Annotated in this window: 19 protein-coding genes; 13 read left to right on the forward strand and 6 right to left on the reverse strand. The window is 70.8% G+C overall.

The genetic code is table 11. The features are described from left to right. The first annotated feature begins 71 nt into the window (after window positions 1-71). A complete protein-coding gene (locus G567_RS0104125) occupies window positions 72-491 on the forward strand; it encodes a hypothetical protein (RefSeq protein ID WP_037055850.1) in 420 nt (139 codons plus the stop codon). 133 nt (window positions 492-624) lie between these two features. Then, a complete protein-coding gene (locus G567_RS0104130) occupies window positions 625-1434 on the forward strand; it encodes a Bax inhibitor-1/YccA family protein (protein ID WP_028928972.1) in 810 nt (269 codons plus the stop codon). Window positions 1435-1530: 96 nt separating this feature from the next. Here the strand turns inward: G567_RS0104130 and G567_RS0104135 are convergent, their stop codons facing one another. Then, on the reverse strand, window positions 1531-2760 hold the full coding sequence (locus G567_RS0104135) for an acetyl-CoA C-acetyltransferase (RefSeq protein ID WP_028928973.1): 1230 nt from the start codon (window positions 2758-2760) through the stop codon (window positions 1531-1533). 106 nt (window positions 2761-2866) lie between these two features. Between G567_RS0104135 and G567_RS0104140 the strand changes: the two genes are divergently transcribed. Continuing rightward, complete coding sequence (locus G567_RS0104140; RefSeq protein WP_028928974.1) at window positions 2867-3322, forward strand: pyridoxamine 5'-phosphate oxidase family protein; 456 nt, start codon at window positions 2867-2869, stop codon at window positions 3320-3322. Between the two features lie 28 nt (window positions 3323-3350). Here the strand turns inward: G567_RS0104140 and shbA are convergent, their stop codons facing one another. Beyond that, on the reverse strand, window positions 3351-3941 hold the full coding sequence (gene shbA, locus G567_RS0104145; protein ID WP_084795854.1) for an RNA polymerase sigma factor ShbA: 591 nt from the start codon (window positions 3939-3941) through the stop codon (window positions 3351-3353). A gap of 448 nt (window positions 3942-4389) precedes the next feature. On the opposite strand from shbA, the gene G567_RS0104150 reads away from it, so the two are divergent. Together G567_RS0104150 and G567_RS0104155 are read left to right on the forward strand one after the other, a co-directional pair. Next, window positions 4390-5772 carry a cystathionine beta-synthase gene (locus G567_RS0104150; RefSeq protein ID WP_028928976.1) on the forward strand — a complete coding sequence of 461 codons (1383 nt, stop codon included), beginning with the start codon at window positions 4390-4392 and terminating at the stop codon, window positions 5770-5772. Between the two features lie 59 nt (window positions 5773-5831). Next, window positions 5832-6980 carry a cystathionine gamma-synthase gene (locus G567_RS0104155; RefSeq protein WP_028928977.1) on the forward strand — a complete coding sequence of 383 codons (1149 nt, stop codon included), beginning with the start codon at window positions 5832-5834 and terminating at the stop codon, window positions 6978-6980. 2 nt (window positions 6981-6982) lie between these two features. Here the strand turns inward: G567_RS0104155 and G567_RS35085 are convergent, their stop codons facing one another. After that, entirely contained in the window at window positions 6983-7216 is a 234-nt protein-coding gene (locus G567_RS35085) for a hypothetical protein (protein WP_028928978.1), read from the reverse strand. Between the two features lie 57 nt (window positions 7217-7273). Here G567_RS35085 and ilvA point away from each other — a divergent pair, with 57 nt between their 5' ends. Continuing rightward, complete coding sequence (gene ilvA, locus G567_RS0104165) at window positions 7274-8527, forward strand: threonine ammonia-lyase (protein ID WP_051232265.1); 1254 nt, start codon at window positions 7274-7276, stop codon at window positions 8525-8527. 10 nt (window positions 8528-8537) lie between these two features. On the opposite strand, the gene greA is transcribed toward ilvA, so the two are convergent. Beyond that, window positions 8538-9023, reverse strand: coding sequence for a transcription elongation factor GreA (gene greA / locus G567_RS0104170; protein ID WP_028928980.1), 486 nt, complete (start codon window positions 9021-9023; stop codon window positions 8538-8540). Between the two features lie 456 nt (window positions 9024-9479). On the opposite strand from greA, the gene mca reads away from it, so the two are divergent. The 4 genes from mca (at window position 9480) to G567_RS0104190 (ending at window position 13564) form a co-directional block, all read left to right on the forward strand. Beyond that, window positions 9480-10406 carry a mycothiol conjugate amidase Mca gene (gene mca, locus G567_RS0104175; RefSeq protein WP_051232267.1) on the forward strand — a complete coding sequence of 309 codons (927 nt, stop codon included), beginning with the start codon at window positions 9480-9482 and terminating at the stop codon, window positions 10404-10406. A gap of 84 nt (window positions 10407-10490) precedes the next feature. Then, the gene (locus G567_RS26720; RefSeq protein WP_211223846.1) at window positions 10491-10799 is read left to right on the forward strand and encodes a hypothetical protein; all 309 of its coding nucleotides are present in this window, start codon (window positions 10491-10493) and stop codon (window positions 10797-10799) included. Between the two features lie 34 nt (window positions 10800-10833). Then, window positions 10834-12855: a thioredoxin domain-containing protein gene (locus tag G567_RS0104185; RefSeq protein WP_028928982.1), complete on the forward strand. Its 2022-nt coding sequence runs from the start codon at window positions 10834-10836 to the stop codon at window positions 12853-12855. A gap of 91 nt (window positions 12856-12946) precedes the next feature. Beyond that, window positions 12947-13564, forward strand: coding sequence for a hypothetical protein (locus G567_RS0104190; protein WP_161631666.1), 618 nt, complete (start codon window positions 12947-12949; stop codon window positions 13562-13564). Between the two features lie 32 nt (window positions 13565-13596). On the opposite strand, the gene trhA is transcribed toward G567_RS0104190, so the two are convergent. Beyond that, window positions 13597-14262, reverse strand: coding sequence for a PAQR family membrane homeostasis protein TrhA (gene trhA, locus G567_RS0104195; RefSeq protein WP_028928984.1), 666 nt, complete (start codon window positions 14260-14262; stop codon window positions 13597-13599). A gap of 117 nt (window positions 14263-14379) precedes the next feature. On the opposite strand from trhA, the gene G567_RS0104200 reads away from it, so the two are divergent. Continuing rightward, entirely contained in the window at window positions 14380-15141 is a 762-nt protein-coding gene (locus tag G567_RS0104200) for an isoprenyl transferase (protein ID WP_028928985.1), read from the forward strand. Window positions 15142-15247: 106 nt separating this feature from the next. Here G567_RS0104200 and G567_RS31765 read toward each other — a convergent pair whose 3' ends face one another. Continuing rightward, window positions 15248-15625: a hypothetical protein gene (locus G567_RS31765; RefSeq protein WP_084795856.1), complete on the reverse strand. Its 378-nt coding sequence runs from the start codon at window positions 15623-15625 to the stop codon at window positions 15248-15250. A 314-nt stretch (window positions 15626-15939) separates the two neighbouring features. Here G567_RS31765 and G567_RS26730 point away from each other — a divergent pair, with 314 nt between their 5' ends. Both G567_RS26730 and phoH2 read left to right on the forward strand, forming a co-directional pair. After that, window positions 15940-17211: a DUF885 domain-containing protein gene (locus G567_RS26730; protein ID WP_211223847.1), complete on the forward strand. Its 1272-nt coding sequence runs from the start codon at window positions 15940-15942 to the stop codon at window positions 17209-17211. A 479-nt stretch (window positions 17212-17690) separates the two neighbouring features. Beyond that, complete coding sequence (phoH2, locus tag G567_RS0104215; RefSeq protein ID WP_028928986.1) at window positions 17691-18974, forward strand: RNA 5'-3' helicase PhoH2; 1284 nt, start codon at window positions 17691-17693, stop codon at window positions 18972-18974. The last annotated feature ends 20 nt before the right edge of the window (window positions 18975-18994 follow it).

Raw genomic sequence — 18994 nt, forward strand, 5'->3', positions numbered from 1 at the left:
CGACGCTAACGTCGAACGGGATCCCGGGGACGCCCTCGGTCGGCGTCGCCCGTCGGCGGTACCCTTCCGTTGTGACGGGCGACCGTCCGCTGTGGTTGGGTGTGCTGGTCTACGTCTCGATCACAGTGGTGCCGACGATTCTGTTCTGGGCGGCCCTGCGCGTGCCGTCCGTCGTCGCTGCGTGGCGGCTCCGGCGCGCTCCCGCCCCGGCCGGACCGCCCCTGGAATCGCTCGTCGCCGATCTGCGCAGGCTGCGGCGGGAGCTGCGTGGCTCGCGGCAGCGCACCCGGTTGCGCCGGATCGCCCTGCGGTCCGCCTACGACGATGTGCTCGCCGACGTCTGCCAGGCGGTCGGCGTCGATGCCGGCCCGCTGGCCGCGACGGCCGAGACGAGCAGCGAGCGGGCGTTCGCGCGGCTGCTGGCGGAGGCCGGGGTCGAGGCCGCCGGGATCGCGCTCGACCCACCGGGGAGCGGCCGTGCGGTCGCGTGAGACCGTGCGGCGCCGGGCCGCTCTGCCGAGCCGGACGGTGAGGGTAAAGTCTGCTTTACCCTCGCGGGAACCTTCCGCGCCATCCCCGCGTTGAACAGCATGGACGCCCACCCGCGCTCTCAGGAGGATCCAGGTGCGAACCAGTAGCAACCCGGCGTTCCGCAACCTGCCCGGCGGGCAGGGCGGATACGCCACATTCGGCCGCCAGGGCGGCATGATGGGTGGGGCCACCGCCTATGCCGATGCCCACGCCTCGCAGGTCGAATACGGGCGCGCCGGCACTGGCGAGCGTCCGCTGACCATCGACGACGTCGTCACCAAGACCGCGATCAGCGCCGGCGTCGCGATCGTGGCCGGGGCTCTGACCGCACTCGCCGGGCCCGCACTCGCATGGATCGCGCTGCCTGCGTTCATCGTCGGCTTCGTCATCTCGCTGATCGTCATCTTCAAGCAGAGCAGCAACCCCGCGCTCGTACTGACCTACTCCGCCGCGATGGGCGTCGCGCTCGGCGGGATCGCCGGGGTGCTCAACGGTTACTTCCCCGGCATCGCCTTCCAGGCCCTGATCGGCACGGCCGGGGTGTTCGTCGGCATGCTCGTCGTATACAAGACGGGCGCCGTCCGCGTCACGCCGCGGTTCACCAAGTGGCTGATGGGCGCCATGATCGGCGTCGTCGTGCTGATGGTGGCGAACCTGATCGGCAACCTGTTCGGCGCCGACCTCGGGCTCCGCAGCGGCGGTCCGTTGGCGATCATCTTCAGCCTGGTCGTCATCGGGGTGGCCGCGTTCAGCCTGCTGCTCGACTTCGACATGGCCGACAAGGCGATCCGCGCCGGTGCCCCGGCGAAGTTCGCCTGGTACATCGCCTTCGGCCTGATGACCACCCTGGTCTGGCTGTACATCGAGATCCTGCGCCTGTTGTCCTACCTGCGGCAGGATTAGCACGGGCACGGCCGGGTGATCCCCCCTCCCCGGCCGTCGGCGCCGCGGACGCCGCTCTCCCGAGCGGACGTCCGCGGCGTTCGTTGTTTTCTGGGGTCAGCTGAGCCGTTCGATGACCATGGCCATGCCCTGCCCGCCGCCGACGCACATCGTCTCCAGACCGATCTGCTTGTCGTGGGTGCGCAGGCCGTTGATCAACGTGGTGGTGATCCGGGCACCGGTCATCCCGAACGGGTGGCCCAGCGCGATCGCCCCACCGTTGACGTTGAGCGTGCCGGGGTCGAACGGGTCGATGCCCAGCTCGCGGGCCGAGGGCAGGACCTGCGCGGCGAACGCCTCGTTGATCTCGACGAGGTCGATGTCGTCAATGGTCATCCCGGCCCGGGCCAGCGCCTGCCGCGAGGCCGCCACCGGGCCGAGGCCCATGATCTCCGGGGAGAGCGCGGAGACACCGGTCGACACCACCCTGGCGAGCGGGGTGATACCCAGCTCGCGCGCCTTGGTGTCGGACATGACCACGAGGGCGGCGGCGCCGTCGTTGAGCGGGCAGCAGTTGCCCGCGGTGACCCGGCCGTCCGGGCGGAACACCGGTTTGAGCCGGCTGACCGCCTCATAGGTCACGCCGGCCCGGGGGCCGTCGTCGCGCGAGACGACCGTCCCGTCCGGGAGGGTGACCGGGGTGATCTCGCGGGCGAAGAACCCGTCGGCGATGGCCTTCTCGGCGAGGTTCTGCGAACGGACGCCGAACTGGTCCATGTCCTCCCGGGTGACGCCCTTGAGCAGCGCGAGGTTCTCCGCGGTCTGGCCCATGGCGATGTAGATATCGGGCAGCTGCCCGCCGGTGCGCGGGTCGGCCCAGTTCCCCGCCCCGCCCGCGGCGGTCTCGGCGGTGCGGGCCTCGGCGTCGGCGAAGAGCGGGTTGTGGGTGTCGGGCAGGGAGTCGGAACTGCCCTTGGTGAACCGGGACACGGTCTCCACGCCCGCGGAGACGAACACGTCACCCTCGCCGGCCTTGATCGCATGCAACGCCATCCGGGTGGTCTGCAGCGACGAGGAGCAGTAGCGGGTGATGGTGGTGCCGGGCAGGGCGTCGTAGCCGAGCAGCACGGCGACCACACGGGCCATGTTGAACCCCTGCTCGCCGCCGGGTAGCCCACAGCCGAGCATCAGGTCGTCGATGTCGCCGGCGTCGAGCTGCGGAACCTGGTCGAGCGCGGCGCGGACGATCTGCACGGCCAGGTCGTCGGGGCGGATGCTGGTCAGCGAGCCCTTGAATGCGCGGCCAATCGGGGATCGGGCCGCAGCGACGATCACGGCTTCGGGCATGAGCCTTCTCCTCCAAGCACAACAGACGTCGTCATGGTGACCCTACGTCCGGGGCGCGGCCTCCCGGGACGGCCTTCTGTCGGTGCCCTGGTCCAGGGTGAGCCGCATGGCCACCTGGAAGGACGTCCACGAGGCAGCACCCGGGTTCGCGGCCCGGGTCCGGAAGATCTTCGACGCGCACAAGCACAAGACGATCGCCACGCTGCGGGCCGACGGTTCGCCCCGGATCAGCGGGATCGAGGCGGAGTTCGCCGACGGGGAGCTCACATTCGGCTCGATGCCCGGTGCCCGCAAGGGCGCCGACCTGCGCCGCGACCCCCGGTTCGCGTTGCACAGCGCATCGGTCGACCCGCCACAGGACGATCCGGCGGGCTGGCCGGGCGACGCCAAGATCTCCGGGCGGGCGGTCGGCACCGGGGAACTGTCCGGGGAGACGCCGGGTGACGCCTTCCGCGCCGAGATCGAGGAGGTCGTCTGCACCGGCCTGAACGAGGCGGGCGACCGCCTCGTCATCGAGTTCTGGCGGCCAGGAGCCGGGCTCCGCCGAGTCGAGCGCACATAGGTCCGCGCCGCGCCCGCATGCCGCCACGTCACCGCTCGCCGATCCACTGCCTCAGCTTGGTCAGCGCGCGGTGCTGCGCCACCCGGACCGCCCCCGGGCTCATCCCCACCACCTGCGCGGTCTCCTCCGCCGACAGTTGCAGCGCCAGGCGCAGCATGAGGATCTCCCGATGCGCCTCGGGCAGCCGGTCGAGCAGATGCGAGATGTGCCGAACGCCGTCCCCGTCCAAGGCCAGCGCCTCCGGGCCGGATCGATCGTCGATGCTCTCGGGCAGCTCATCGGCCGGCGTGCTCAGATCGCGGCGCGCCGCGCGGAACGCGTCGGAGACCTTGTTCGAGGCGATCGCGTAGACGAACGCCATGAACGGCGTCGTGCCGAACCGGAACCGGGGTAGCGCCGCGCAGAGGGCCAGGCATACCTCCTGGGCGACGTCCTCCGGACCCTGCAGCCCGGCCCGGTAGCCGCCGAGGCGGGCCCGGCAGTAGCGCATCACCAGCGGATTCACGGCTGCGAGCAGCCGAGTGAGCGCGTCCTCGTCGCCCGTGACGGCGGCGCGGGCCAGCTGGTTGATCTCGGACCCGGGCTCGGCTGGCTGCGGCGCCGCCTGCCAGGGTGGCACTGCAGGTTCCGGATCCGCTGAGCTCCAACGGGCCTGGCCTGACCACCTGGGCGGACCCGATCCGGATTCGTCGCTCTCCCCGATCGGCTGCACAGGCGGTTCCCCCCTCTCTGAACCTCAGGCAGCACGCACATCCATCGGGCTGGGCCGGACGTCCCCGCCCATCGACCCCTCTGCTGTATCGGCCGGGTGTCGCGAAGTGCGGATCTGGTTGGAGAGGCGGCAGGTGAGCGGGCGGGTGCACGGCCGTCCGCCGCGACGGTGTGATCTCCCCCGCCGGTGTCCCGCCGACCGGGCGCCGCCTTGGACGGGTCGAACTCTAGCCCCTGCCCGACCCCGTCCAGCAACCCCAGGACGCGAGAACGGCCGGAAGTCGTACGGATTCACATCGGATGTCCACCTGGTGCCGCCCTGCCGGTGTCCGCCGGCCGGGTGCGACGATTGCGCCATGCGCTACGTCGAGCACATCGCCGACCTGGTCGGGAACACCCCGCTCGTCCGGCTCGGGTCGGTCGCGGCGGGGATCTCCGCGACGGTGCTGGCGAAGGTTGAGTACCTCAACCCGGGCGGCAGCGTCAAGGACCGCATCGCGGCCCGCATGATCGAGGCCGCGGAGGCGTCCGGCGAGCTGAAGCCCGGTGGCACGATCGTCGAGCCGACGTCCGGCAACACCGGCGTCGGCCTCGCCATGCTCGCGCAACGCAAGGGCTACCGCTGTGTCTTCGTGTGTCCGGACAAGGTCGGCGAGGACAAGCGCAACGTGCTCAAGGCCTACGGCGCCGAGGTCGTCGTCTGCCCGACCGCGGTCGACCCCGACCATCCCGACTCCTACTACAAGACCTCCGACCGGCTGGTCACCGAGATCGACGGGGCGTGGAAACCGAACCAGTACGCCAACCCGGAGAACCCGGCGTCGCACTACGCCGCGACCGGCCCCGAGCTGTGGGAGCAGACCGAGGGACGGATCACACATTACGTGGCTGGGATCGGAACCGGCGGGACGATCAGCGGGACCGGCCGGTATCTCAAGGACGTCTCCGGTGGCCGGGTCAAGGTGATCGGCGCCGATCCGGAGGGCTCGGTGTACAGCGGCGGCAGCGGGCGGCCCTACCTGGTGGAGGGCGTCGGCGAGGACTTCTGGCCGAGCACCTACGACAAGGAGATCTGCGACGAGATCATCGCCGTCTCCGACGCCGACTCGTTCGAGATGACCCGGCGGCTGGCCCGGGAGGAGGCGTTGCTGGTCGGCGGTTCGTGCGGGATGGCGGTGGTGGCCGCGCTGCGTGTGGCGGCGGCGGTCCCCGCCGAGCGTGCGGCGGACAGCGTCGTCGTGGTGCTGCTGCCCGACGGCGGGCGCGGCTACCTCGGCAAGGTCTTCAACGACCGCTGGATGGCCCGCTACGGCTTCCTGCCGCCCACCGAGGGCGCCACCGTGGATGATGTGCTGCGCCGCAAGGACGGCTCGATCCCCGATCTGGTGCACGTGCACCCGAACGAGACCGTCGCCGACGCGGTGCGTTACCTGCGGGAGTTCCACGTCTCGCAGATGCCGGTCGTGCGGGCCGAGCCGCCGGTGATGGCCGCGGAGGTGGCGGGCGCGGTGATCGAGCGCGATCTGCTCGACGCGTTGTTCACCGGGCGCGCCCAGCTCGCCGACCGGCTGGAGAAGCACATGTCCCCGAAGCTGCCGACGCTGGGTGCGGGGGAGTCGCTGGCCAGCGCGATGAGCGCGTTCGCTGCGGCCGACGCCGCCCTGGTGCTCGTGGACGGCAAACCGGCGGGTGTGGTCACCCGGTCGGATGTGCTGGCTTTTCTTGGCTCCGCCCCGTGAGCGTTGGGTAGCGCTGGAGCGTTACCCAACGCTCACGAGCGACGCGCTAGCGTCACAGCATGCGCGGCTTCTCGACCAGGGCCATCCACACCGGCCAGGACCCAGACCCGACCACCGGAGCGGTGATCGTCCCGATCCACGCCACCTCGACGTTCGCCCAGGACGGCGTCGGCGGGATGCGTGGCGGCTACGAGTACTCGCGCAGCGCGAACCCCACGCGCACGGCGCTGCAGGAATGCCTCGCCGCGCTGGAGGGCGGTCGGCACGCGTACGCGTTCGGCTCCGGCATGGGCGCCTCCGACACGCTGCTGCGGGTGCTGCTGCGCCCCGGTGACCACATGGTCATTCCGCACGACGCCTACGGCGGCACGTTCCGGCTCGTCGACAAGGTGCTGGCGCTGTGGGGCATCGAGTACACCCCCGTCGACCTCTCCGATATCGACGCGCTGCGCGCCGCGCTGCGGCCGGCCACGAAGGCGGTCTGGTGCGAGACGCCGACCAATCCGCTGCTGGGTATCGCCGACATCGCGGCGGTGGCCGATGTCACGCGCTCGGCAGGGGTCCGCCTCGTCGTCGACAACACCTTCGCCTCGCCCTATCTGCAGAACCCGCTCGCGCTCGGCGCCGACGTCGTGGTGCACTCCACCACCAAATACGTCGGCGGCCACTCCGACGTCGTCGGTGGGGTGGTGGTGACCAGCGACGACGCGATCGCGGAGCAGTTGCGGTTCATCCAGAACGCGGTCGGCTCGGTGCCCGGGCCGTTCGACGCATGGCTGACCCTGCGCGGGGCGAAGACGCTCGCGGTGCGTATGGAACGGCACAGCGACAACGCCGAGGTGGTCGCCGAGGCGCTGGCGGCCCATCCGGCGGTGGAGCGCGTGCTCTACCCGGGACTGCCCGAGCATCCCGGTCATGTGGTCGCCGCCAAGCAGATGCGCCGCTTCGGCGGGATGGTCTCGTTCCTGGTCGCGGGCGGTAGCGAGGCGGCGCTGCGGGTGTGCGCGGCCACCGAGATCTTCACCCTGGCCGAGTCGCTGGGCGGGATCGAGTCGCTCATCGAGTTCCCGGCACAGATGACCCACGCGTCGGTCGCCGGGTCGGCGCTGGAGGTGCCGGACTCGCTGATCCGGCTGTCGGTCGGCATCGAGGACGCCGAGGACCTGGTGGCGGATCTGCGCCAGGCGCTGGACGCCGCGACGGGCTGAGCTCAGCTGCGCGCGGGCCAGCCGCTCGGCGGAGCGATCTCCGGTGGCGGCGTCACCGGCTGTCCGGGTAGGACGAGGTCGCTCGGCGCGATGCACCCGCCGACCAGTTCGTAGCCGCCGCCCCTGAACTCGTAGTGCCCCGGATCCGCACAGCCTGCGCTACGCACCGTCAGCACCGCGAGCACCGCGAGCACCCCGGCACACAGCAGCGGGACGACGGCCCGCAGCCATGTCATGCGACCTCCCCCGTACCGTCACCGCGAGGCTACCGCCGCGGGTGAGAGGATGCCGCGATGGCGGCTGAACCGGTCCCGGCCCCTGACGTTCCCGTCGGCCCCGACGACATTCGGGCCGCACAGCGGCTACTCGCCGGCGTCATCCGCGCCACCCCGGTCACGGCGTCGCGGGCGCTGAGCGACCTCGCCGCCGGCCCGGTGTGGTTGAAATGCGAGAACCTCCAGCACACCGGGTCCTTCAAGATCCGCGGGGCCTACACCCGCATCGCCCGGCTCGACGCCGTCGAGCGGGCGCACGGCGTCGTCGCGGCCAGCGCCGGAAACCACGCGCAGGGCGTCGCGCTGGCCGCCCGGTGGCTGGGTACCGACGCCACCGTGTTCATGCCCGAACGGGCGGCGCTCCCGAAGATCGAGGCCACCCGCGGCTACGGGGCCGCCGTGCACCTGGTGGGGGATACGGTTGAGCGCAGCATCGCCGTGGCGACCCAGTTCGCCGCCTGCACCGGCGCGGTGCTGGTGCACCCGTTCGACCACCCCGACGTCATCGCCGGGCAGGGCACCGTCGGATACGAGATTCTCGAGCAGGTCCCTGACCTGCGCACCGTGCTCGTCGCGACGGGCGGTGGCGGGCTGATCGGCGGGATCGCCGCGGCGGTCAAGGCGGAGCGGCCGGACGTCCGCGTCGTCGGCGTGCAGGCGGCCGGGGCCGCTGCGTGGCCCGCCTCCCTCGCGGCCGGGCGGCCCGTCGCCCTGGAGCACGCCCACACGATCGCCGACGGCATCGCGGTCGGCTGTCCCGGCGCCGTCACCTATCCACAGGTGGCGAACCTCGTCGACGAGTTCGTGACCGTCGACGAGGACGCGTTGTCCCGGGCACTGCTGCACTGTCTGGAGCGGGCGAAACTGGTGGTCGAGCCCGCCGGCGTGGCCGGGGTGGCGGCCCTGCTCGAGGAGCCTCGCCGGTTCGCCACCCCCGTGGTGGCGGTGCTGTCCGGGGGCAACGTCGATCCGCTGGTGCTGTTGCACGTCATCCAGCACGGCATGGCCGCGGCCGCGCGCTACCTGTCGCTACGGGTGCGGGTGGACGACCGCCCCGGCGCGCTCGCCGAGCTGCTCGCGCTGATCGGGGCGCACGGGGCCAATATCGTCGACATCGAGCACACCCGGATCTCCGGCACGCTCTCGCTCGGCGACGTGGACGTCGCGGTGAGCATGGAAACGCGTGGGCCGGACCACTGCAGGGCTCTGGTCGCGGCGTTGCGGGAGGCCGGTCACCCCGTGTCCGAGGTGCCCGCCACCCCCAGGGTCTGAGCCCGGCCGGTCAGCCGCCGAAGGGCTCCACCGCGGTGAGCGTGACCTTCATCTGGCCCCCGTCGGGCAGCTGATACTCGCGGGTCTCGCCGACGCGGGCGCCCAGCAGCGCCGCGCCGAGGGGAGAGTTGGGCGAAATGACCTGCAGCTCGCCGTGGCTGCCCTCCTCGTGGGAGCCCAGCAGAACCTGTTCGGTGTCGTCATCGTCATAGCGGATCGTCAGCACCGTGCCGGGAGCGGCGACATCGGAGTCGACAGGGGCGGTTCCGACCTGGGCGGTCCGCAGCAACTCCTGGAGCTGCCGAATCCGTGCCTCCTGCTGGCCCTGCTCCTCCCGCGCGGCGTGGTAACCGCCGTTCTCCTTGAGGTCGCCCTCCTCGCGACGGGCGTTGATCTCGGCAGCGATGACTGGGCGGTTGGCGATCAGCTCGTCGAGCTCGTTCTTGAGCCGCTCGAAGGCCTCCTGGGTCAACCAGGTCACCTGGGTGTCCGTCACAGTCATCACTCCTCCAGCCGTCCAGGTTCGCGCTCCACGAACCGTGGTTACTCGCAGCGCAGTGCGCGACGGACGGCATAGCCCCGAGTAAGGAAAAACACGACCCGCCTGGGGGCCGTGTGTTCTTCACCGTAACACGGTGCCTGTCGTTCGCCGCCGTCTTTCGATGAACGGTCGTGTCGTTCGGAAGGTTCCCGATCACCTGAAATACCCAGGTGGAAACGGTTCAGGGCCCGATCGAAGGGCGGCGGTGACGACGCGCCGAAGGTCCGCGGGACGGCCGGCTCGTTCGGCCATCCGGCCGAGATGCCGGCACACCCGGGAAGAGCCGGGGACGACGCGGTGTTGGCAATCGATGGCGGGCCGACCGTCAGGATGATCTGTCACGATCACCGCACGGCCGCCACCACGGCTGAGGAGCTCACGAGACTGAACCGGAAGGACCGCGGTCGACCTATGATCCCTTTCGAGCCGACGCACCCGGACCCGGCGAGCGAGCCGCTCCGGCTGATGACCGTCCACGCCCATCCCGACGACGAGTCGAGCAAGGGGGCGGCCACCACTGCGCGTTACGTCGCAGAGGGTCACGAGGTCATGGTCGTGACATGCACCGGTGGTGAGCGCGGCAGCATCCTCAACCCGGCGATGGATCGGCCGGAGATCGTGGCGAACCTCCCCGAGGTGCGGCGTGCGGAGATGGCCCGCGCCGCGGAGATCCTCGGTGTGCAGCACCGCTGGCTGGGCTTCGTCGATTCCGGGCTTCCCGAGGGGGATCCGAAACCGCCGCTGCCCGAAGGCTGTTTCGCGCTGCTCGACCTGGAGGAGGCGACCGAGCCGCTGGTTGCGGCGATGCGTGAGTTCCGCCCGCACGTCGTGGTGACCTACGACGAGACCGGTGGCTACCCGCATCCCGACCACATCCACTGCCACGAGATCTCGGTCGCGGCCTTCGACGCGGTCGGTGATCCGGACCGGTTCCCGGGTGCCGGCGATCCGTGGCAGCCGCTCAAGCTCTACTACTCGCACGGGTTCTCCAAGGCCAGGTTGCTCGCCTTCCACGAGGCGATGACGGCCCGGGGTCTGGAGTCGCCCTATACGGACTGGCTGGCGAACTGGCCGGACGAGCGTCCCGACCCTGGCCTGCGTGTCACCACCAGGGTCCGCTGCGACGAGTGGTTCTCGGTCCGGGACGAGGCGCTCAGAGCGCACGCCACCCAGATCGACCCGACGAGCAGATGGTTCCTCGTGCCGCTGGAACTCCAGCGTGCGGTCTGGCCCACCGAGGACTACGAGCTCGTGCGGACTCTCGTCGACAGCCCCGTCCCGGAGGACGACCTGTTCGCCGGTCTGGTCGAGCGGGTCGACGCGCTGCGGGCGAGCTGAACCCCCAGGTCACCGCATCCGGCCCGGTGCGTAGGTTATCCGGTGACCCGAGCGGTCGGGGATTGTGGACGTCGGAGGTGAGCGGTGCTGGTCGATCTGGGCGTAGTTCCTGTGGGCGAAATCACGGCAGCGCTGGTCGTGCCGGCGCAGAACCCCTCCCCGCCGCCCGGCCGTGGCGAGGAGTTCGGGAAGGCGTCGCCGATCGCGCTGGTTGTGATCATCCTGTTGGCGCTGGCGACGGTCCTGTTGATCCGGTCGATGAGCAAGCGAATCCGCAAGCTGCCCGCGTCCTTCGGCAGCGAGCGTGCCGGGAGACGCACGTCGGCCGAAGAGCCCGTCCGGGACGAGACCGGGGGCGACGCCGAGTCCGGGGATGATCCGGGCCGGACCTGACGACGGCCGAGCCCGGTTCTGAGAGGCTGGGCACATGCCGAACCGCCTCGCTGCGGCGACCAGTCCCTACCTCCTTCAGCACGCCGACAACCCCATCGACTGGTGGGAGTGGTCCGGCGAGGCCTTCGCCGAGGCCCAGCGGCGGGATGTCCCCGTCCTGCTGTCGGTCGGCTACGCGGCCTGCCACTGGTGTCACGTCATGGCGCACGAGTCGTTCGAGGACCCGGCCACGGCCGAGCAGGTCAACGCGGAGTTCGTCGCGATCAAGGTCGACCGCGAGGAGCGTCCTGATATCGATGCGGTCTACATGGCTGCGACGCAGGCCATGACCGGCCAGGGCGGCTGGCCGATGACGTGCTTCCTCACCCCGGTCGGCGAGCCGTTCCACTGCGGCACCTACTACCCACCGAATCCGCGGCCGGGGATGCCGTCGTTCCGGCACCTGCTCGACGCGGTCACCAAGGCCTGGCAGGAGGACGGCGAGCGGGTTCGCACCGCGGCCGGACAGATCGCGGCCCGCCTGAGCGACAATGCCGTCGCGACCCTGCCGCCGTCCGGTGTGGACGCGACCGCGCTCGACAACGCCGCCGGTGTCCTGGCCCAGAACTTCGACTCCCGGTTCGGCGGGTTCGGCGGGGCGCCGAAGTTCCCGCCGTCGATGGCGCTCGAGTTCCTGCTCCGCCACCACGAGCGCACCGGCGCCCGCCGGGCCCTCGAGCTTGTCGAGCTGACCTGCGAGCGGATGGCTCGCGGCGGCATCCACGACCAGCTCGGTGGCGGCTTCGCCCGCTACAGCGTCGACGCGCAGTGGGTCGTCCCCCATTTCGAGAAGATGCTCTACGACAACGCGCTCCTGCTGCGGGTGTACGCCCATCTGGCGCGTCGCACCGGATCGGCGCTCGCGCGGCGGGTGGCCACGGAGACCGCCGCGTTCCTGCTGCGCGATTTGCGCACACCCGAGGGCGGGTTCGCCTCTGCCCTGGACGCCGACACCGAGGGCGTCGAGGGGCTCACCTACGCCTGGACCCGGGAACAGCTGCGCGAGGTTCTCGGCGATTCGGACGGGGTGTGGGCGGCGTCGCTGCTGACGGTCACCGATGCAGGGACGTTCGAGCACGGCACCTCGACGCTGCAGCTGTTGGCCGATCCCGACGATCCGCAGCGCTGGGAGCGAGTGCGCGCCGCGCTGCTTGCCGCGCGCAACCAGCGGCCGCAGCCCGCGCGCGACGACAAGGTCATCACGGAGTGGAACGGGATGGTGATCGTGGCCCTCGCCGAGGCGGGCGCAGCGCTCGGCCACCCGGAATGGGTGGCCGCCGCGGCCGAGGCGGCCGACCTGCTGTTGCGGCTGCACATCGTCGACGGGCGGGTGCGGCGCTCGTCGCGCAGCGGGACGGTCGGCGCGGCGTCCGGCGTGCTCTCCGACCACGCGTATCTCGCCGACGGGCTGCTCGCGCTGCATCAGGCGACCGGGGAGCCGCGCTGGCTGCCCGCCGCGACGGGGCTGCTCGACCTCGCCCTGGCGCGCTTCGCCGACCCCGAGGAGCCCGGCGCGTTCTTCGATACCGCCGACGACGCCGAGGAGTTGCTGCACCGGCCCCGTGAGCTGACCGACGACGCGACGCCTGCCGGGTCGTCCGCGCTCGCCAGTGCGCTGGTGACGGCGTCGGTACTGGTGACGGGGGAGGCGGTCGGCCGGTATCGGGACGTCGCGGAGGCCGCGGTGCGTCAGGTCGGATCGCTGGCCACGAAACACCCGCGTTTCGCCGGACACTGGCTGACCGCGGCCGAGGCGCTGGTGGGCGGACCGCTGCAGGTGGCGGTCGTCGGGCCGGACGATGCGAGCCGCGCGGATCTGCTCGCGCACGCCCGCCGCGTCGCGCCCGGCGGGTCGGTCATCGTGCCGGGCGAGCCCGATGCCGCGGGCGTCCCGCTGCTGGCGAGCCGGCCGCTGGTGGAACGGGGCGCCGCCGCCTACGTATGCCGGGGCTTCGTCTGCGACCGCCCGGTGACGACGCCGGAGGAGATCACGGTCCTGCTCGGCGTCCGTCCCTGACCCCGACTCGCGCTCGGGAATACCGCGGCTCGCGGAGTGTCGCGTTGCTGTGTAATCTCGTAATCAGCAACGCGAGGCGGAGGTGACGAACATGTCGGGACGGATGCACCGCGGATGGCACGGACCCGGGGGCCGCGGCGCGAGGGGGCCGGGCCGCGGCGGATGGCAGCAGGCGGACCTGCCGGGTGCCGAGGACGCGTCGGCCTGGCTGCACGGACGGTTGCCGGACGGCTGGTTCGTCGGTCTGCCCGACGTCACGATCGACCGTGAGGAGATCGTCGTCGTCGGTGAGCTGCCGCCGGTGGAGGGCGAGTTCGAGGACACGGAGGCGGGTCGGGCCGAAGCCGCCGCGGCGATCGCGGGGCGGATCTCCCGGTTCCGGGAGCAGACTCGTGAGGAGCGGATCGAGATCGCGCGCCAGGCCGAGCACCGCTATCAGCGCAAGGTCGCGTGGGGGGCGCGGATCGGTGAGGTCGTGGAACTGTTCACAACCGCGTCGGTGCCGGTGATGACGCGGCTGCGTCAGCCGGAGCGGATCGTGCTCGACACCCTCGTCGACTCCGGGGTCGCCCGGTCTCGCTCGGACGCGCTGGCCTGGGCGGTGCGGCTGGTCGGCCAGCACGCCGAGGAGTGGCTGGGGGAGCTGCGTACGGCGATGGCGAAGGTCGACGAGCTGCGGGCGAAGGGGCCTGGTACCTCTGGCCCGTGAGTGCGTAACAGTGTTAGAACACTGTTACGCACTCACAGGGCAAGCCAGATCGCGATCTGATGGCACCCGGCCCCGAGCACCGTCGCGGCATGGAAGAACTCGTGGTAGCCGAACGTCGTCGGCCACGGATTGGGCCACTTGGTGGCGTAGAAGACCGCACCCAGCGTGTAGAGCAGCCCACCGACCAGCAGCAGTACCAGGGCCGCGACGCCGGCGTTGCGGGCCAGATCGGGGAGTACGAACACTGCGACCCAGCCCAGCGCCAGATAGATCGGTACGCCGAGCCAGGCCGGGGCCGTCGGCCAGGCTGTCTTCAACACCATTCCCGCGATCGCGCCGGTCCAGACCACGGCCAGCACCCAGCGAGCGGTCGGCCCGTCCATCGCGAGCACCGCCACCGGGGTGTACGTACCGGCGATGAACAGGAAGATCATCGAGTGGTCGAGCCGCTTCATGATCAGGCGGCTGCGTCGGGTGGTCCAGTTGCGCCGGTGGTAGAGGGCGCTCGTGCCGAACAGTCCGAGCACGGTCACGCCGTACACGGTCGTCGCCGCGGCCGCGCCGGCCCCGCGGACCACGGCGGTTACTGTGATCAAGGTCGTGCATGCCAGCACCGAGGCGGCGAACGACCAGAGATGCAGCCAGCCGCGCATACGCGGCTTCACCAGCGGCGGAGCGGTATGGGGCGTGGCGGTCACCTCGCGAGGCTACGACACCGCGGGTGGCTACCGGGTTGTGCGCGGGTGAACGTCACGGCCGGCCGATATGCATCGCAACCCGCTCGCGCGACCGGCGTACGCTGACCGGCCGTGGGCGTGCGCGACCTGCTCTACTCGGTGTACGAGCGTGGGCTCAGGCGGCGGCTGGAGGGCGCGACACGCCCCCGTCACGTCGCGCTGATGCTCGACGGCAACCGCCGCTGGGCGCGGGACTCCGGTCTGATCGACGTCAACGACGGACACCGAGCGGGGGCGGCGAAGATCGCCGATCTGCTGGAATGGTGCCGCGCCGCCGACGTCGAGGTGGTGACGCTGTTCCTGTTGTCCACCGACAACCTCTCCCGCGCTGCTGACGAGCTCGAGCCGCTACTGGAGATCATCGCCGACGTGGTGGACGAGCTGAGCGGTCCGACGCGGCCGTGGCAGCTGCGCGTGGTCGGGGCGCTGGAGCTGTTGCCGGCCGAGATCGCCCGTCGGCTGTCGGCCTCGGCGGCACGGACGATCGGGCGCCCGGGCCCGCAGGTGAACGTGGCCGTCGGTTACGGGGGCCGGCAGGAGATCGCCGACGCGGTGCGCAAGCTGTTGCTGCAGCATGCCGAGGCCGGGACGACGATCGAGGAGCTCGCCGAGGTCCTCGACGTCGACCATATCGCCGCGCACCTTTACACCTCGGGCCAGCCGGATCCGGACCTCATCATCCGGACCTCGGGGGAGCAGCGCCTGTCGGGATTCCTGCTGTGGCAGTCGGCACACTCGGAGTTCTGGTTCTGCGAGGCGTACTGGCCGGAGTTTCGGCGGGTGGATTTTCTGCGCGCATTGCGTGACTACGCGGCTCGGCACCGACGGTTCGGCTGTTAACGAACCGTCCTCGTATTAGATACGCTCTGTTATCCAACTGTTATCTACAATACGAGAAATGGCGCCGACCGTACCGGTCGGCGCCATTTCAGGTGAGCTGACGAGCTCAGTCGTCGTTGCTCTGAACCAGCGTGTCGCCAGCGCCGGCGTCCTGCGCGCAGGCGCGGTTCTCGGAGAGGTCGCCACCGGTGGCGGTGGCCGGGCCCAGCAGGCCGAGGGCGCCAACCAGGTCGGCGGTGACGTCGGAGACCTGGACGCCCAGGACGTTGACCGGAATGTCGTTGTTGCAGACCTGGACCGGCACGTTGACGTTGTTGTCCGAGACGTTGACGAGGCCCTGGCGGACCTCCTCGTTGGAGTTCACCTGGTCGGTGCCGTGGTGGTGGTGACCCCAGTCACCCTTGTCGCCAGCGAAGGCGAGCGGGCTCACCGCGAGCAGACCTGCAGCAGCCGTGGCCACGACAATTCCAGCCTTCTTCAGCACAGTTCATCTCCTGTTGAGTCTTTGGTGCCGACCGCGATCGGCTCCGTACTTGTCAGCGTCTGACCGGGGAGCCCGCGCTGACTGAGGAAAAACTATCTGTCGTCGCCTCGTACAACAAATCGAGTAACACTATCGTGTTAGTGCAATACTTTACGTTTCGTTACGCATCCCATCGGGTGGATTTATTGCCGTCGAGTCGACGCGGGCACGGAGACGAGTGACTCAATGTCATCGAATATCACTCGTTCGGACCCGTAACTTTTCCCGGGACGTGCGGTGGCGGCCGGCGCGACGATGCGGCCCGACGAGCCGGGGTGATCGGTAGGTTCCGGGACGTGGCGCGGAACCTGCTCGTGCGTGACTATCTGTTGCTCGGGCTGCGCCTCGACCGGCTCCTGCCCGGCATCGTCGACTCCTACACCGGCGATTCCGCGCTGCGCCGGCACGCCGCCGGGCTCCTTCCGGATCCGGTGGAGCTGCTCCGCACCGCCCGCAGGCTCTCCGCCGAGCTACCCGACGCCGGGCTCGACCCCGGCCGTCAGCGGTTCCTCGCCGCGCAGCTGACCGCGGTGGAATGCGCGGCGCGCCGGCTCGCCGGGCATGACATCGGATTCGTCGAGGAGGTCCATGCCTGCTACGACGTCGTCATCGGCCCGGGCGAACCGGACGACTACCGAGCCGTTCACCGCGAGCTCGACGAGCTGCTCCCCGGTGCCGGCTCACTGGCCGAACGGCTGGGCGCGTTCCGTCGCCGTGAGGCCGTCGGTCCCGAACGGCTGGGCGCCGCCGCGGACGCGCTGTCCGAGGCGCTGCGGGAACGGACGCGGGCCTGGCTGGCACTGCCCGCGGACGAGGCCGTCACCTTCGAGCTCGTCACCGACCAGCCGTGGAGCGGGCTCAACCGGCACCTGGGTGACTTCCGCTCACATGTGACGATCAACACCGACGCCGCGCTGCGGGCGGCGCAGCTGGTTCAGCTCATCGCCCACGAGACGTATCCGGGCCATCACACGCAGCGTTGCCGCGCGCATGCCGCGTCCGGTCAGCCGCCCGAGCGGGGCATGTTCCTCGTCGGTACCCCGCAGAGCCTGCTGAGCGAGGGCGCCGCCGACCTCGGGCTGCACGTCCTCGTCGGCCCCGGCTGGGGGTCATGGTCGGCCACCGTCCTCGCCGAGGTGGGCGTACACACCGAGGGCGAGCTCGGCGAACGCGTCGAGGACGCGCTGGCGAAGCTGGCGCGGGTCCGCCAGGACGCCGCCCTCCTGCTGCACGATCGGCGGGGCTCGGCCGAGGACGCGCTGGCCCACCTGCAGCGGTGGCTGCTGACTCCCGAGGCGCGGGCCCGGCAGTTGCTGCGTTTCCTCGTCCACCCGCTCTGGCGGACGTACACCACGACCTACGTCGAGGGGGTCGCGCTGCTGCGCCCGTGGCTGCGGCGACCGGGTGCCGGTCCGCTGGTCCGATACCGCCGGCTGCTGGACGACCCTCTGGTTCCGGCCTCGATCCGCGGCGAGCTCGCCGGGCCGAGGGACGTCGCCCAGGTATCTCGTAGACCCGACGGCGACGGTCATCCGGGTGGCCTATGAATGACCTCCGTCACGACGGACGGTGCTCTTGAAGCGGCGAGCGGTAGTCCGTTCCCGTGAAACCTCACCCTCGCGGTCTGGGAGGACTCCGCGTTGCGGTTGACCGCACCCGGGTGACCGCTAGTAGCGTTCAGTGTGACGGGCCGTGCCTGATGCGGACCGTCCGGGGAGGCCCTGGTCGTGGTGTCACTTGCACCCGAGGGGGCCGGCAACCGGCCCTCGCGGGCGGGCTGGGCGGCGAGTTCCAGGCCGTCGAGTCGTACCGCTCCAGGGCCCGCCGGCCACCAGAGTGTGGGCGTGGTGCCGCGCCCACGAGGGAGCATTCGTTGACCGAGCTCGCGAGATCGCCATACGACGCTGCCCGGCCCGCCGCCGACGAGCGCCGGCGAGGAGCAATCGTGCCCGATCGCCGTACCGCCCCCACATCAGGGCCTGTCGACCCCGCACCGGAGGCGGCACACACCGCACCCCGCTGCTACGTGCTCGACACCTCCGTCCTGCTCTCGGATCCGTGGTCGCTGACCCGTTTCGACGAGCACGATGTCGTCCTGCCATTGGTGGTGATCTCCGAGCTCGAAGGCAAGCGGCACCACCCGGAACTGGGGTGGTTCGCCCGCGCGGCGCTGCGTCAGCTCGACGACCTGCGCATCCAGCACGGCAGGCTGGACGTCCCCATCCCGATCGGTACCGCGGGCGGGACCTTGCACGTGGAACTCAACCACACCGATCCGAGCGTGCTACCCGCGGGCTTCCGAACCGACAGCAACGACAGCCGGATCCTGGCCTGTGCGCTGAACCTGCGCGCCGAGGCGCACGGCACCCGCGAGATCGTGCTCGTCACCAAGGACATGCCGCTGCGAGTGAAGGCCGCCGCGGTCGGCCTGCAGGCCGACGAGTACCGCGCCCAGGACGTCATCAGCTCCGGCTGGACCGGAATGGCCGATCTCGATGTCGCGGCCACCGAGATCGATGCCCTGTTCCGCGATGGCGTCGTCGACAACGACGCCGCGCGCGACCTGCCGTGCAACACCGGGCTGCGGTTGCTCGGCGGCAGCTCCGCGGCGCTGGGCCGGGTCACCGCCGACAAGCGGGTGAAGCTGGTCCGGGGTGATCGCGAGGCGTTCGGGCTGCACGGACGGTCGGCCGAGCAGCGCGTCGCGCTGGAGCTTCTCCTCGACCCCGAGATCGGCATCGTCTCGCTCGGCGGCCGGGCCGGCACCGGCAAATCGGCGCTCGCGCTGTGCGCGGGGCTCGAGGCGGTGCTGGAACGTCAGCAGCACCGCAAGGTCGTCGTGTTCCGCCCGCTCTACGCCGTCGGCGGCCAGGAGCTCGGTTACCTGCCGGGCACCGAGAGCGAGAAGATGTCGCCTTGGGCCCAGGCCGTCTTCGACACCCTCGGTGCGCTGGTCAGCCAGGAGATCATCGACGAGGTGCTCTCCCGCGGGATGCTCGAGGTGCTGCCGCTGACCCACATCCGCGGCCGGTCGCTGCACGACAGCTTCGTGATCGTCGACGAGGCACAGTCGCTGGAGCGCAACGTGCTGCTCACCGTGCTCTCCCGGCTGGGTTCGGCCTCCCGGGTGGTGCTCACCCACGACGTCGCCCAACGCGACAACCTCCGGGTCGGACGGCACGACGGCGTCGCGGCGGTGATCGAGAAGCTGAAGGGGCACCCGCTGTTCGCCCACGTCACGCTCACCCGAAGCGAGCGCAGCCCGATCGCCGCGCTGGTGACGGAGATGCTGGAGGGGCCCGGAGCGTAGCCCTCGTGAGTGCCGGGTAA

This window comes from Pseudonocardia asaccharolytica DSM 44247 = NBRC 16224 (genome assembly GCF_000423625.1).
Taxonomy (GTDB): Bacteria; Actinomycetota; Actinomycetes; order Mycobacteriales; family Pseudonocardiaceae; genus Pseudonocardia; species Pseudonocardia asaccharolytica.